13 protein-coding genes are annotated in these 14476 nt (G+C 57.4%); 6 read left to right on the forward strand and 7 right to left on the reverse strand.

Annotation, left to right across the window (positions count from 1 at the left end; genetic code table 11):
* Window positions 1–55 precede the first annotated feature (55 nt).
* From coaBC to G7G_RS0118175, 4 genes are read left to right on the forward strand one after another with little or no spacing between them, the layout of a single operon-like run.
* Complete coding sequence (gene coaBC / locus G7G_RS0118160; RefSeq protein ID WP_010442879.1) at window positions 56–1252, forward strand: bifunctional phosphopantothenoylcysteine decarboxylase/phosphopantothenate--cysteine ligase CoaBC; 1197 nt, start codon at window positions 56–58, stop codon at window positions 1250–1252.
* Between the two features lie 26 nt (window positions 1253–1278).
* Window positions 1279–1734, forward strand: a complete 456-nt coding sequence (gene dut, locus G7G_RS0118165; protein WP_010442880.1) for a dUTP diphosphatase — start codon at window positions 1279–1281, stop codon at window positions 1732–1734.
* Entirely contained in the window at window positions 1734–2792 is a 1059-nt protein-coding gene (locus G7G_RS0118170) for a HesA/MoeB/ThiF family protein (protein WP_010442881.1), read from the forward strand. The genes dut and G7G_RS0118170 overlap by 1 nt, the downstream gene beginning before the upstream one ends.
* A gap of 52 nt (window positions 2793–2844) precedes the next feature.
* Window positions 2845–4860, forward strand: coding sequence for a M3 family metallopeptidase (locus tag G7G_RS0118175; RefSeq protein WP_010442882.1), 2016 nt, complete (start codon window positions 2845–2847; stop codon window positions 4858–4860).
* On the opposite strand, the gene G7G_RS0118180 is transcribed toward G7G_RS0118175, so the two are convergent.
* From G7G_RS0118180 to G7G_RS0118205, 6 genes are read right to left on the reverse strand one after another with little or no spacing between them, the layout of a single operon-like run.
* Window positions 4857–5789: a 2-hydroxyacid dehydrogenase gene (locus tag G7G_RS0118180; RefSeq protein WP_010442883.1), complete on the reverse strand. Its 933-nt coding sequence runs from the start codon at window positions 5787–5789 to the stop codon at window positions 4857–4859. The genes G7G_RS0118175 and G7G_RS0118180 overlap by 4 nt on opposite strands.
* A gap of 10 nt (window positions 5790–5799) precedes the next feature.
* Complete coding sequence (rodA, locus tag G7G_RS0118185; protein ID WP_010442884.1) at window positions 5800–6939, reverse strand: rod shape-determining protein RodA; 1140 nt, start codon at window positions 6937–6939, stop codon at window positions 5800–5802.
* Complete coding sequence (gene mrdA, locus G7G_RS0118190; protein ID WP_010442885.1) at window positions 6936–8885, reverse strand: penicillin-binding protein 2; 1950 nt, start codon at window positions 8883–8885, stop codon at window positions 6936–6938. The genes rodA and mrdA overlap by 4 nt, the downstream gene beginning before the upstream one ends.
* Window positions 8882–9418: a hypothetical protein gene (locus G7G_RS0118195; protein ID WP_010442886.1), complete on the reverse strand. Its 537-nt coding sequence runs from the start codon at window positions 9416–9418 to the stop codon at window positions 8882–8884. The genes mrdA and G7G_RS0118195 overlap by 4 nt, the downstream gene beginning before the upstream one ends.
* Window positions 9411–10313 carry a rod shape-determining protein MreC gene (gene mreC / locus G7G_RS0118200; RefSeq protein WP_010442887.1) on the reverse strand — a complete coding sequence of 301 codons (903 nt, stop codon included), beginning with the start codon at window positions 10311–10313 and terminating at the stop codon, window positions 9411–9413. The genes G7G_RS0118195 and mreC overlap by 8 nt, the downstream gene beginning before the upstream one ends.
* A 56-nt stretch (window positions 10314–10369) precedes the next feature.
* Window positions 10370–11416, reverse strand: a complete 1047-nt coding sequence (locus tag G7G_RS0118205) for a rod shape-determining protein (RefSeq protein WP_010442888.1) — start codon at window positions 11414–11416, stop codon at window positions 10370–10372.
* 154 nt (window positions 11417–11570) lie between these two features.
* On the opposite strand from G7G_RS0118205, the gene G7G_RS0118210 reads away from it, so the two are divergent.
* Entirely contained in the window at window positions 11571–12356 is a 786-nt protein-coding gene (locus tag G7G_RS0118210) for a 23S rRNA (adenine(2030)-N(6))-methyltransferase RlmJ (protein ID WP_010442889.1), read from the forward strand.
* A 167-nt stretch (window positions 12357–12523) separates the two neighbouring features.
* On the opposite strand, the gene G7G_RS0118215 is transcribed toward G7G_RS0118210, so the two are convergent.
* Window positions 12524–14092: a 2-isopropylmalate synthase gene (locus tag G7G_RS0118215; protein ID WP_010442890.1), complete on the reverse strand. Its 1569-nt coding sequence runs from the start codon at window positions 14090–14092 to the stop codon at window positions 12524–12526.
* A gap of 276 nt (window positions 14093–14368) precedes the next feature.
* Between G7G_RS0118215 and G7G_RS24750 the strand changes: the two genes are divergently transcribed.
* Window positions 14369–14476: NAD-dependent epimerase/dehydratase family protein (locus G7G_RS24750; protein ID WP_139056626.1), on the forward strand; the 108-nt coding region annotated here is incomplete at its 3' end.

Raw genomic sequence — 14476 nt, forward strand, 5'->3', positions numbered from 1 at the left:
ACTGACCGGCGGCGTTGCCTAATGTCAGGGCCGACCGGGACGGGAAGGGCAAAACATGCTGTCATCCAAACGCATTCTGCTGATTATTGGTGGTGGGATCGCCGCCTATAAATCGCTGGATCTGATCCGGCGGCTGCGTGAACGCGGTGCCGCAGTGACGCCTGTATTAACGCGCGCCGCGGAGGAGTTCGTGACTCCCCTTTCCGTATCCGCATTGGCCGGTGAGAAGGTTTACAGGGACCTTTTTGATCTGACCGACGAAGCCGAGATGGGTCATATCCAACTGTCGCGTTCGGCAGATCTGGTCGTGGTTGCGCCCGCGACCGCTGATCTGATGGGCAAGATGGCAGGTGGCTTGGCGAATGATTTGGCCTCAACGCTGTTGATGGCAACCGATACACCCGTTCTGTGTGCACCCGCGATGAATGTTCGCATGTGGGAGCATCCAGCGACCCAACGCAACTTCTCGCAACTTGAAGCCGATGGAGTGCGATTTGTCGGCCCGAACGAGGGTGACATGGCCTGCGGAGAATATGGCCCGGGCCGCATGTCGGAACCGCTGGAGATTGTTGCTTCGATTGAAGCGCAATTTTCGGCCGGCCCATTGACTGGTAAGCGTATTTTGGTGACTTCGGGCCCGACATATGAACCGATTGATCCTGTGCGTTACATCGCAAACCGCTCGTCAGGTGCACAGGGCACGGCTGTGGCGCGTGCACTGGCAGCGCTGGGGGCTGAGGTTATTTTTGTTACAGGTCCGGCTGACGTTTCGCCCCCTGAAAGGGTGAATGTTGTACAGGTTGAGACGGCGCAGCAGATGTCAGATGCGGTGGACGCTGCGCTTCCTGTTGATGCTGGTGTATTCGCAGCCGCTGTGGCCGATTGGCGGGTATCCAGCGCCTCGGACAAGAAGCTAAAGAAAAGTCGCGATGGCCTGCCTGCACTTGAGTTCGCCGAGAACCCTGACATCCTGAAGCGCATTGCTCATATGGAAGATGGCCGACCCCTGTTGGTGGTGGGTTTTGCGGCTGAGACGGACAATGTGATCGAACATGCCACTGCAAAACGCGCCCGTAAGGGCTGTGACTGGATTGTTGCGAACGATGTCAGTCCCGCGACGGGCATCATGGGCGGGTCCGAAAATGCCGTGATCGTGATTTCGGAAGAGGGTGCCGAAGAATGGCCGCGCATGGGTAAAGACGAAGTGGCAAAGCGGTTGGCGGTTAAGATCGCTGGTGCGCTGACCAAATAGTAGTCGTTGAAATCTGAGGTGCAGTGATGGTGGCAATTCGTGTGATCCGAGAGGAAGGGGCTGATCATTCGGTGCCGTTACCCTCTTATGAAACATCTGGTGCGGCTGGTGCGGATGTACGGGCCAACTTGCCAAATGGTACGCCAATAATATTAGCTCCAGGTGAGCGCACCCTTGTGCCAACGGGCCTTAGGATCGAGATCCCGCTTGGTTTCGAAGTTCAGGTGAGGCCCCGCTCGGGCCTTGCGCTTAAACACGGGATCACCTTGCCGAATACCCCGGGTACGATCGACAGCGATTATCGCGGCCCGTTGGGGGTGATTGTGCTGAATGCGGGGCAGGAGCCTTTCGAAATCACCCATGGAGAGCGCATCGCGCAACTGATTGTTGCACCTGTGGTTCAGGCCATATTCCAGGACGCAGAGGTTCTGAGTGAGACCGACCGTGGCGCAGGCGGTTTCGGCTCGACCGGGCGGGGCTGATGCTTCTGGTTCTGATCCTGGCTGCCGCGCTATGGGGCGTTGGATATATCGCCGGTGTGTCGCGCGCCGCGCGTCTGGTTTCTGTTGGCGCTCTGCTAACGGGGGTGATCATTGCTCAACTTGTGCTGCCGGAGGGAAATCCGTTGCGTGAGGCAACTGGCGGGTCTGCAGCGATGTGGCTGATCCTCTCTGGCGTGGTTCTGCTAGCTCTGCTTTATGGGCGGGGCATCAAGGCGTTACGTAGTCGCGCTGCGTCCAGCCCAACCACGGAACCTGCCATGTCATCCGATCAGTTCAGCGAAACCGAACTTGAACGCTATGCCCGCCATATCGTTTTGCGTGAACTTGGTGGCCCGGGGCAAAAGCGGATGAAACAGGCGCGCGTGTTGGTGATCGGGGCCGGGGGCCTCGGCGCACCCGCTTTGCAATATCTCGCTGCCGTCGGAGTTGGCACCATTGGCGTGATCGATGATGACGCGGTCGAGAATGCGAACTTGCAGCGGCAGGTGATCCACCGTGATGCGGATATCGGGATGCCCAAGGTGTTTTCAGCCCAGCAAGCCATGGTGGCGCAGAACCCCAATGTCGTGGTTCTGCCCTATCATCGCCGCCTGACTGAAGAGATTGCTGCCGAACTGTTCGCTGATTTCGATCTGATCCTTGACGGCACCGACAATTTCGACACCCGCTATCTGACCAACCGGACGGCTGTGGCGCTGGGCAAGCCGTTGATCTCGGGAGCGTTGTCGCAATGGGAAGGGCAATTGAGCGTGTTCGACCCAGCCACTTCCGGTCCGTGCTATCAGTGTATATTTCCCGAAGCCCCGGCCCCTGGTCTGGCACCCTCTTGTGCCGAGGCAGGCGTAATCGGGCCGTTGCCAGGCGTCGTCGGCTCGATGATGGCGGTTGAGGCGATCAAGGTGATCACCGGTGCCGGGCAGGCGTTGCGGGGTGAGATGTTAATCTACGACGCGCTTTACGGCGAAAGCCGCAAGATCACATTGGCGCACCGCGAAGATTGTCCGATTTGCGGGTCAGGAGCTCAAAGTTCAGACTAGCTCTGGATCATTGCGTCGGGCGGTCTTAGCTATGAGGTCAAAGGAGACCTCAATGACCAACCCGATCCTGTCCGACTGGAATACGCCCTTCGAAATTGCCCCATTTGCGACGATCTCGGATGATGATTTCACTCCTGCGCTGGAGCAGGCGATGCAAGTGCATGATGCTGAGATCGATGCGATTGCGGCAAATCAAGACACGCCGACTTTCGCCAATACGATTGAAGCACTTGAAGCCGCCGGAGAGCAGATGGACAAAGTCTTGTCGGTGTTCTTCACCGTCGCAGGCGCTGACAGCAACCCCAAGCGCGAGGAACTCCAACGCGCGTTTTCACCGAAACTCGCAGCACATTACTCACGCATTTCTTCGAACAAATCCCTATTTCAGCGGGTGGCTGATCTGTGGGATCGGCGCGACGAATTGGGACTGACCGACGAACAGGCGCGCGTTCTGATGTTATCCCATCGAGGATTCGTGCGGGCTGGGGCCGCGTTGACCGGCGATGACGATGCGAGGATGCAAGAGCTCAAGGCCCGTCTGGCCTCATTGGGCACGTCTTTCACGCAGAATCTGTTGGCGGATGAACGGGATTGGTTCATGGAACTCGCCGAAGAAGACGTGCAGGGATTGCCCGGTTTTGTCGTCGATACAGCCCGGGCAGCCGGACAGGAAAAGGGCGCGGATGAGCCTGTGGTGACTCTGTCGCGATCGCTGATTGTGCCGTTTTTGCAGTTTTCACCTCGCCGCGATTTGAGAGAAAAAGCTTATCGTGCATGGACGGCGCGCGGCGCGAATGGCGGTGAGACTGATAATCGCGAGATTGCTACCGAAATCCTGAAACTGCGCGAAGAACGCGCCAAGCTGCTCGGCTATGACAGCTTTGCCGAATACAAGCTGGAAACCGAGATGGCACGGACACCTGATCGGGTGCGCGACCTTCTCATGCAGGTCTGGGAACCTGCAATAAAGCGAGCAGATGCAGACGCCGATGAGTTGACACAAATGATGCAAGAGGACGGCATCAACGGCCCGTTGGAAGCATGGGATTGGCGCTACTATGCCGAGAAACGGCGCAAAGCCGAACATGATCTGGATGAGGCGGCGCTGAAGCCCTATCTGCAACTGGATCGGATGATTGAAGCCTCGTTTGCCTGCGCCAATCGTCTGTTCGGGCTGGAATTTGCTCCGTTGGATGTGCCTCTCTACCATCCTGATTGTCGTGCGTGGGAGGTAACCCGGAACGGCGAACATGTTGCGGTCTTCATCGGAGACTACTTTGCACGTGGATCGAAACGATCAGGCGCATGGTGCAGCGCAATGCGGGGGCAGGCAAAGTTTCCGAAGGTACAGGCGCCTGTCGTTATCAATGTGTGCAACTTCGCCAAGGGTGACCCGGCGCTGCTGTCTTATGACGATGCGCGAACACTGTTCCACGAATTCGGCCACGCCCTGCACCAGATGTTGTCCAATGTGACCTATGAAAGCATTTCTGGCACCTCAGTGGCGCGTGATTTTGTCGAGTTGCCCAGCCAGCTTTACGAACACTGGCTGGAAGTGCCGGAGGTATTGGCCGAGTTTGCCACGCACGCGGATACCGGTGAGCCGATACCGCAGGAAATGCTAAAAAAGGTTCTGAAAGCGGCCAATTTCGATCAAGGCTTTCAGACTGTGGAATATGTTGCCTCGGCGCTGGTTGATCTGGCGTTCCACGATGGGGCAGCGCCCGCTGATCCGATGGACAAACAGGCCGAGGTTCTTGCGGAAATTGGGATGCCTTCTGCTATTGGCATGCGCCATGCCACCCCGCATTTCGCCCACGTCTTCGCGGGCGACGGCTATAGCTCGGGCTATTACAGCTATATGTGGTCCGAGGTTATGGACGCGGATGCCTTCGCCGCCTTCGAAGAAGCAGGCGGGGCGTTCGATCCAGAGCGTGCCAAATCGTTGGAGGACAATATCCTGTCTACGGGCGGATCACGCGAGGCTGAAGATCTCTATCTGGCCTTCCGTGGCCGCCTGCCAGGCGTCGAAGCCTTGCTTAAGGGTCGCGGTTTGATTGCTGCCTAGTAACCGAGGTCTCTATCGACGAGGTGCAGGAAGGGCTCTCCTGCCTCACCTCGTCGGATGTTTTCGCATATCACCTGTGCTGCTGTGACGGGGCGCGTTTCCGAGGCAATGTGCGGTGTGACAGTTACATTAGGATGCACCCAGTACGGATGGTTGACTGGGAGCGGTTCGATCCGGAATACATCCAGTGTGGCATGTCCGATCTGTCCCGAATTCAGCGCATGCAGCAAGGCGTCGTCATCAATCAAAGGCCCACGCCCCGGATTAACGATCTGTGCGCCTTTGGGAAGCAGGGCGAGCGTGTCTGCATTCAAGATGTTTTCGGTGGCAGGTGTATCGGGCAACAGGAGCACAACGATTTCTGCCTGCGACAGCGCTTCTCGCAACCCATCCTGCCCGTGCAGGCAGGTCACTCCGGGGATATCTTTTGCGGTACGGCTCCAGCCGATGACATGAAAATTCAATGCGGCCAGAGCGAGGGCCGCGGCCTCACCCAATGCGCCCAATCCCAATATGCAGACCGTGCGCTGAGAGGCCAGCGGCGGAGCATCCGGTGTCCACGTGCCATCCTGCTGCGTGATGTGACAGTCCATGCCAAGGTGATAGCGCAGTACGTGCCCAACCACCCATTCGGTCATGCCCTGCGTCAATCCACCATCGACCATCCGCGCCAGCGGAACTGTGAGGGTTTCATTGCCCGAGATCTTCTCAACCCCTGCCCAGAGGCTCAGCACCGCTTTGAGCTGCGAGAAGGGAGTGAAATCCTGTACCCCTCCGTTCGGGGCATAGACGATGTAGTCAACCTGATCTGCTGGGATGTCTTTGGCTAAGTGAAAATCCAGCCCCGCGTCGGTCAGGTATTGGCGCATCAGAGGCTCATACTCTGGCCACAACTCAGGGCGCGCGGAAAACAGGATATTCACGGGCATGGGGAACCTTTCAGCGGGGGCGGTGGATATGAGCGCTTTGGACAATGCCAAAGGCGGCCATCAGGACCAGCATGGCAGAACCGCCATAACTGACCATTGGCAGAGGCACGCCAACAACCGGGGCAAGCCCCATCACCATCGACATGTTGACGGCGAAGAACAGGAAGAAGTTTAGCGCAATGCCCAGCGTTACCAGCGACGAGAACCGATCCTTGGTCGACAGGGCAGTGACCATACAGAAGATCAGGATCAGGCCGTATAGGATCAGCAGGGTTATGCCACCGACAAAGCCGAACTCTTCCGCTAGAGTGGTGAAGATGAAGTCGGTGTGTTTTTCGGGTAGAAAATTAAGGCGTGACTGCGTGCCCTGCATAAAGCCGCGCCCGTTCCAGCCGCCTGACCCAAGCGCGATCTTCGACTGCGTGATGTGGTATCCCGCCCCGAGCGGGTCGGTGGAAGGATCGAGGAAGGTGTCGATTCGTCGGAACTGGTAGTCTTTGAGCAGTTGCCATTCCGTCCCTCGGCTGTTGAACACCGTGGCAATCAGTCCAACCCCCGCCGCGATGACGGCGGCGAAATAGGCCCAATGGACACCGGCCAGAAACATAAGACCTCCGCCAGCGGCAAGCAGCAGGATTGATGTGCCGAGATCGGGTTGTTTCAGAACCATAAATGTCGGAATCAGGATCAGAAGGACCGGGAAAATCACCCACAACGGTCGCGAGGTTTTATGGGCAGGCAGCCAATCGTAATAGGCAGCGAGGACCATCACCAACGCGACTTTCATGACCTCGGAAGGCTGGAGCCGCATGAACCCCAGATCAATCCAGCGCTGCGCGCCCATGCCGATGGTACCGAACAGTTCCACTACGATCAGCAATCCGATGGATCCCAGATAGGCCACGACCGACATATTGCGCCAGAACCAGATCGGAACGATGGCGACGATGAACATTGCCGCCAGCCCCAGGCCGAAACGCTCCATCTGAGGTTCGGCCCATGGCATCCAAGACCCGCCCGCCACCGAATACAGCATCAGGAACCCGGCGCTGGCGACGCTGATCAAAAGCAGCGTCAGCGGCCAGTTCATATAGAGGAACTTGCGGAAGCCCGAAGGCGTGGATTTGACGGCATATTCAAGATAACTCATGCGCGGTCCTTTTCATCAGGACGCGCTTTGGGGCGGCGATCCCCCTCAAGTCGCTTTTGTTGTTCCTTGATACGCTCGCGGTCACCAGCTGGGTAGGCTTCGAGCGGTGGAGTGCCGTTGTAAAGTGCCTGTAGCATGATGTCGCGCGCCACCGGTGCGGCTGCTTTGGAGCCGCCGCCGCCATGTTCCACCACCACGGCCACTGCGTATTTCGGATTGTCGTAGGGTGCGAAGCTTACGAACAGCGCGTGGTCCCGACGCTCCCACGGCAGGTCTTCGTTGCGGATTACCCCGGCGGCGCGCTCGGCTTTGGTGATGTTGCGCACCTGACTCGTACCCGTCTTACCGGCCATGCGAAACTCATCAGCGATGATCCGACTGCGGTATGCCGTGCCGCGCCGATTATTCGAGACCGAGAACATTGCCTTGCGCACTTGCTCAAGATTGTTGCGATTAACGGCCAGCGGTTCGCCTGCTCCCGAGGGCTGCTCGATCCCGTCAACCGAGCGCACCAGCCGTGGTTTTACCGCACGACCGGTCGCCAGTCGTGCAGTCATGACTGCCAGTTGGAGTGGTGATGCGAGCATGAAACCCTGACCGATCGAGGCATTCGCGGTGTCACCCACCAGCCAGTCCTGCCCGTGGATGCGTTGCTTCCATTCCTGATTAGGGGCAAGCCCCGCAGCTACCGCAGACATCGGGATGTCATGTTTGATACCCAACCCGAAAGTGTTTGCCATCTCGGAAATCTTGTCGATCCCAACGCGGATTGCCACGTCATAGTAGAATACATCGCAGCTACGCTTCAGCGATGTTTCAAGGTCAACTGACCCGTGCCCTCCGCGTTTCCAGCAGTGGAAGCGGCGGCTGCCGACTTTCATGTGACCGGGGCAGTACACCGTGTTGGAGGGGCTGATTACTCCGGCCTCCAGCGCGGCCATGGCAGTGACCATCTTGAAGGTTGATCCCGGTGGATAGGTGCCCTGTACCGTTTTGTTGGCCAGCGGGCGGTATTTGTCGTTCGTCAAAGTGCGATAGTCGGCCACTGAGATGCCGCGCACGAACAAGTTCGGATCGAAGCTCGGGGCCGAGCTGATGGCGCGGATGTCGCCAGTTTCGCAGTCCATCACGACGGCTGCGGCACTTTCGCCAGCCAGACGGGCCTGAGCATACTGCTGAAGATCGGCATCAACAGATAATTGCAGATCGGCCCCGGCAAGACCCTCTTGCCGGTCCAGTTCACGCATGACGCGGCCTGTGGCATTGACCTCGACCCGTTTTGCGCCAGCCTTGCCGCGCAAGCTGATTTCCTGCTTGGCTTCTAAACCAACCTTGCCAATCTGGAACCGTGGGATACGCAGAACCGGTTCGGGGTCCTCGATCTGACTCAGATCATAATCGCTGACCGGGCCCACATAACCGACGACATGGGCGAAATCCTCGTAGCGCGGGTATTGGCGCGTTGAGCCTACCTCGGGAGTGACACCAGGCAAGGCCGGAGCGTTGACGGCAACTTTTGAGATATCCTCCCACGTTACTTGGTCAGCCAATGTAACAGGCAAGAACGGGGCAGAGCGACGCATTTCCGTTTTGGCACGCTCAATTTCATCTGCGGTCAGCGGGATCAGCTCCGAGAGCTTGGAAATGACCTTGTCGATGTCGCCGGCATCCTCACGCACGATGACGATGCGATAAGACGGTGAGTTTTGCCCAATGATTTGCCCGTTTCGGTCGTAGATCCGGCCCCGGGTTGGTGGAATCAGGCGAATATTGATGCGGTTTTCTTCGGCCAGCAAGCGATACTCATCAGCCTGATCAACCTGCATGAACCGCATTCGGGCAGCGAGGCCACCAACAAAGGCCGCTTGCAATCCACCTAAAATCAAGGCGCGGCGCGGTAGCCGCTTGTAAGCCAGACCCTGAGGTTTTGGTTTTCTCTGTTTCATGACCGCACTCGGGGCATTGTGCTGTCCGCGACCGATTTTCGTCGCACACCAAAGGCACTTTGGCTCATCAGGACCATTAAGGGATAGATTGCGATTGTCAGTACTACTTGCACTACCACTGGCCCCAATGACGCCTGTTGCACTGACAGGATAGCAAGAAGGAGGCGGTTAAGTACAAAAACAACTGTGATTACGGCTCCGACAGTCGTCCATTCGCCTATAAATCCCAAATCTTTCATGCCAAAGGAGGCGGAATGGAGATAGGCCGCCCCTAACACCACCAATGCAGCCAGCAGACCGGGCGGGCGCTGTAACAACAAATCAGCCATGAACATGACGACGGCAATCGTCAGGATTGGAACGTATTCGGGTCGCCGCAATACCCACGCATAGGTAAGCGCGATCATGATATCTGGAAACGGTAGCCGATCAGGTTTCGTGTCCAGCGGCAACAAGTGCAGGAACATCACTATTATCGCCAAGGCGACATACAAGCTGCGTTTAGCCCAAAGAGAGGAGACCGACTTATCCATCGTTGACCCCTTGTGTGGTCAAAGCTGCTTCGGGCTGGCGCGGACCGACTATGTCTCCTGAATCGCTAATTGGTGGTGCGGACTGATAGCGTAGAACACGCAAGAATTCGAGACGCTCGAAATCGGCGGAAAGTCGTACGCGTAACCTGCCGCCCGGATCAACGCTGATCTGCCCAATCAACAGGCCGCCGGGGAATACTCCCCCATCGCCGGATGTCACAACACGGTCGCCGGGTCGAACCAGTTCCCGGTTTTCGAGAAATTCGACAGCGGGTGCAGAGGTATTATCACCGGTAATCAATGCAGTCTGACCCGATGGTTGTATGGTGGCGGGGATTGCGCTTGAGGCATCGGTCAACAGGATCACGCGCGAAGTATCGGAACCAACTCCCGAGATGCGCCCGACCACGCCAATCCCGTCCATCGTAGCCCAGCCATCCACGATACCATCTCGCTCGCCGACATTCAGCAGAACTGATTGCCGGAAGGGTGATCCGCTATCAGCCATTACGACGCCGGTAACGTAGGTCAGTCGCGGATCGAGGCGTACATTATTCAAATCCAGCAGGCGGGCGTTTTCCTGCTCCAGCTGTAATGCGGCCTCTTTCCAGGCGCGCATCAGGCGTAATTCGCTGCGTAGTTCCTGGTTTTGTTCGCTAAGGCGCTGGTAGCTTTGGAAATCACGCGACAGGTTGATCAACGCGGTAACCGGCACCATCGCCCACTCCATCGAAGGTACAACAGTGTCTACCACCTGAGCACGGAAACGTTCGACACGCGGGCTGTCGATGCGCCAGACCAAGAAGATACCCAGCAGGCATAAAACAACGATCCCCACAAGCAATCGGCGCAGGGGTGTCGTGTATTCGTCGCGCTGTGATCGGTCCTTTGCCACAGGTTACCTTCCCGTGCTGCTCGTGCCCGAGTTTTCGCACCCTAAGGGTGCGCGCCTTAGCTTTCGTAGTCAATCGCGTGGCGCAGTTGTTTTTCGTATTCCAGCGCTTTGCCGGTGCCCAAAGCCACACAATTCAGGCTTTCATCAGCGATTGACACGGCCAGCCCGGTCTGTTCGCGGAGAGCCAGATCCAAATCGCCCAATAGCGCACCGCCACCGGTCAGCATGACGCCGCGGTCGACGATATCAGCCGCCAGATCGGGCGGTGTGGTTTCCAGCGCGGTCATCACCGCCTCGCAGATCGCCTGAACGGGCTCGGACAGTGCTTCGGCCACCTGAGCCTGGCTGATCTCGATTTCCTTAGGCACGCCGTTCAACAGATCGCGGCCTCGGATATGCATCGACTGCCCACGCCCATCATCGGGCATCCGCGCAGTGCCGATTGTGGTCTTGATGCGCTCAGCGGTCGATTCACCGACCAACAGGTTCTGCTGGCGACGCAGATACGAGATGATTGCCTCGTCCATGCGGTCACCACCCACGCGGACCGAACGAGCATAAACGATGTCACCCAGTGACAGAACCGCCACTTCAGTGGTGCCACCGCCGATATCAACGACCATGTTGCCGGTCGGGTCGGTGATCGGCATGCCCGCACCGATCGCGGCTGCAATCGGTTCTGCAATCAGGCCCGCGCGTCGCGCGCCTGCAGATAGAACCGATTGACGGATTGCGCGTTTTTCAACGGGTGTCGCGCCATGGGGGACACAAACGATGATCTTGGGTTTCGAGAAAGTTGAGCGTTTGTGCACTTTGCGGATAAAGTGTTTGATCATCTCTTCAGCGGTGTCAAAGTCAGCGATGACGCCCTCGCGCATCGGGCGGATCGCTTCGATCGAACCCGGGGTTCGGCCCAGCATCAATTTGGCATCCTCGCCGACGGCCAGAACCTTCTTCACGCCATCCTTGACGTGGTAGGCAACAACCGACGGTTCGGACAGGATCACACCGCGCCCTTTGACGTAAACAAGCGTGTTCGCTGTTCCGAGGTCTATAGCCATGTCCGCTGTGAACAGGCCGCCCAGAGTGCCAAAGATGCCCATATTTCCCTGATCCCGTTTGTCCGAATTTCCACTGCCCGCGACTCGACGGTTCCGGGACGGATGCCTTATAGGGTGCCAACTCGTCCGGTTAAAGGGCTGATTCCACGATAGTCAGCACCTTTCCGCCTTATTGGTAGGGACTTTAGAAGGCAAAATGCTCTCATATCAACATATTTACCACGCTGGAAATCTGGCTGATGTACAAAAGCACGCTTTATTGGCGTGGACGCTGCGGTATCTGACCCAAAAGGACAAGCCGATCAGTTATATCGAGACGCATTCGGGGCGTGGTCTGTATGCACTTGACGCGGCTGAAGCAGTCCGGACGGGAGAAGCGGCTGCCGGGATCGCGCGTGCGCAGCGTGAGGGTTGGTTTGATCCTGATCACCCAATGATGCAGGTGCTGGGGGCCATGCAGGCCCGATATGGCACGCCTGCTTATCCCGGTTCCCCATTGATCGCGGCAAATCTGCTGAGAGAACAGGACAGTTTGCACCTTGCTGAATTGCATCCTCAGGAACATGCGGCACTGACTACTACACTGTCGCCGTACAGGGCGAAGGTTTACCGGCAAGACGGCTTCGAACTTGCGCAATCTCTGCTGCCACCGACGCCCCGGCGAGGGATGATGCTGATCGATCCCAGCTATGAAGTGAAGGCAGACTATGACCGGTTGCCTGGGGTGATCGCGAAATTGCATCGCAAGTGGAATGTGGGGGTGATCGCACTCTGGTATCCAATCCTGACGGATGCGCGCCACAAGGCTATGATTTCATCACTGAAATCCGCCGGATATCCCAAAACGATTTGCCATGAGGTCACGTTCGCTCCAGCGCGTGAAGGTCATCGTATGGTTGGATCAGGCATGTTCATATTGAATGCACCCTTTGGAATTGAAGACGAAACGCGCCGCCTGACGGAGATGTTCGCTCAACTCTGAAACGCATGAATTAGACAGGGAAAACACCCGTCCTGTTCGCCTGCATCAAAGATGCTCTCAAACGCGTTGGGCCCGGAAGCGCGCCATAGGCACGCTGCCGGACCCAAAACCCAAGAAGGGTTGGCGAAGTCGAGCCACCGCGGGTGCGGGAGCCTTTGACCCTTGGATCAGGTTAAGTCTTTGTAGCTGATTTCGCGTGTATCGGCACCAGGGCCAGCTTTTTCACGACGCATGATCAGGCGATTCAGCGCGTGGATATAAGCTTTGGCCGAGGCAACAACGGTATCCGTATTTGCTGACTGACCGGTGGCAATCATGCCATCCTCTTCCAACCGGACCGAAACCGTGGCTTGCGCGTCTGTACCTTCGGTCACTGCGTGAACCTGATACAGCTGCAGATGCGCCTTGTTCGGGTAAATCGCTCGGATCGCTTTGAAAGTCGCGTCCACCGGTCCGTCGCCATGCTCGGTGGCGATAACATCTTTGCCATCGAACTCAAGCTCTACCGTCGATTCAGCCTGACCACCTGTACCACAGGTCACTTTCATTGACACCAATTGCAAACGATCGTCGTCGTCGTCCAGCGACATCAAGGCGATCAGATCGTCGTCAAACACCTCTTTCTTGCGATCTGCAAGATCCTTGAAGCGCACAAATATATCCTTGAGCTGGTTGTCTCCGACCTCAAAACCCAGCGTCTCAAGCTTGTCGCGCAGTGCAGCCCGGCCCGAGTGCTTGCCCAGCGGCAATGACGTGCCTGAAAGACCAATATCCTCGGGCCGCATGATCTCAAAATTCTCGCGGTTTTTCAGCATTCCGTCTTGGTGAATACCGCTTTCATGGGCGAAAGCATTTTTACCCACAATGGCCTTGTTGAACTGGACAGGAAAGCCCGCCACCGTCGCCACCCTGCGCGAGATATGCATGATCTTGGTGGTGTCGATGCCGGTGTGCCAAGGCATGATGTCGTTACGGGTGCGCAACGCCATAACAACTTCTTCCAACGCGGTGTTGCCCGCGCGCTCTCCGAGACCGTTGATGGTGCATTCGATTTGGCGCGCCCCACCCGCGACTGCGGCCAGAGAGTTCGCGGTCGCCATGCCAAGGTCGTTATGGCAATGCGTTGCAAAGACCACCTCATCTGCGCCGGGAACCGTTTCGATCAGGCGCTTGATCAGGTCGGCAGACTCGACCGGGGCGGTGTAGCCGACAGTATCGGGAATGTTGATTGTGGTCGCACCCGCTTTGATCGCAATCTCGATTACGCGGCACAGATAATCCCACTCGGTCCGCGTTGCATCCATCGGCGACCATTGCACGTTTTCGCACAGGTTGCGCGCATGGGTGACCGTTTCGTGGATCTTGTCGGCCATCTCATCCATCGTCAGGTTCGGGATGGCGCGATGCAGCGGCGAGGTGCCGATGAATGTATGAATCCGGTTCTTCTCGGCGTGTTTCACGGCCTCCCAACAGCGGTCTATATCGGCAAAATTGGCGCGGGCCAGACCGCAGATGCGGCTGTTCTTCGACCGTTCGGCGATCTCGGATACTGCCTTGAAGTCGCCTTCCGATGCGATCGGAAATCCTGCTTCAATGATATCGACGCCCATCTCATCCAAAAGCTCGGCAATCTCCAGCTTTTCATCGTGAGTCATAGTCGCGCCCGGGCTTTGCTCGCCATCGCGCAATGTGGTGTCGAAGATCACGACGCGGTCTTGGTCGGTCACGTTTGTCATGGGGTTCTCTTTCTTCTTCTGTCCTAAAGCCTCTTGGCGCGCGGGCGTCCTCCTCTGAGCGGGCGCGCCGGATGGCACGCTCAGAGGCGGATTAGGATCAGTAGACCACGCAGCGATGCACCGCAGGATGCGGCGTCCGCAAAAGCGATATCTGCGCGGTTGATCATGGGCTTCAGCTTATACAGGGCGCATGGCGAATGAAAAGCGGGAAAATGAACCCTAGTTGAAATTGATTGAGCTGTTGAAGGGACTTGGTTTCCTTCTAGCTCTGAAGTCATGGAAACCGCTTTAATCATAGGTGCATCTGGTGGAATTGGGCGCGCGCTGAGCGAGTTGTTGCAAGCGCGGGGCGTTGAGGTGACGCGATTGTCACGGTCTGTGGAT

The sequence above is a fragment of the Ruegeria conchae genome (assembly GCF_000192475.1).
Classification (GTDB): Bacteria; Pseudomonadota; Alphaproteobacteria; order Rhodobacterales; family Rhodobacteraceae; genus Ruegeria; species Ruegeria conchae.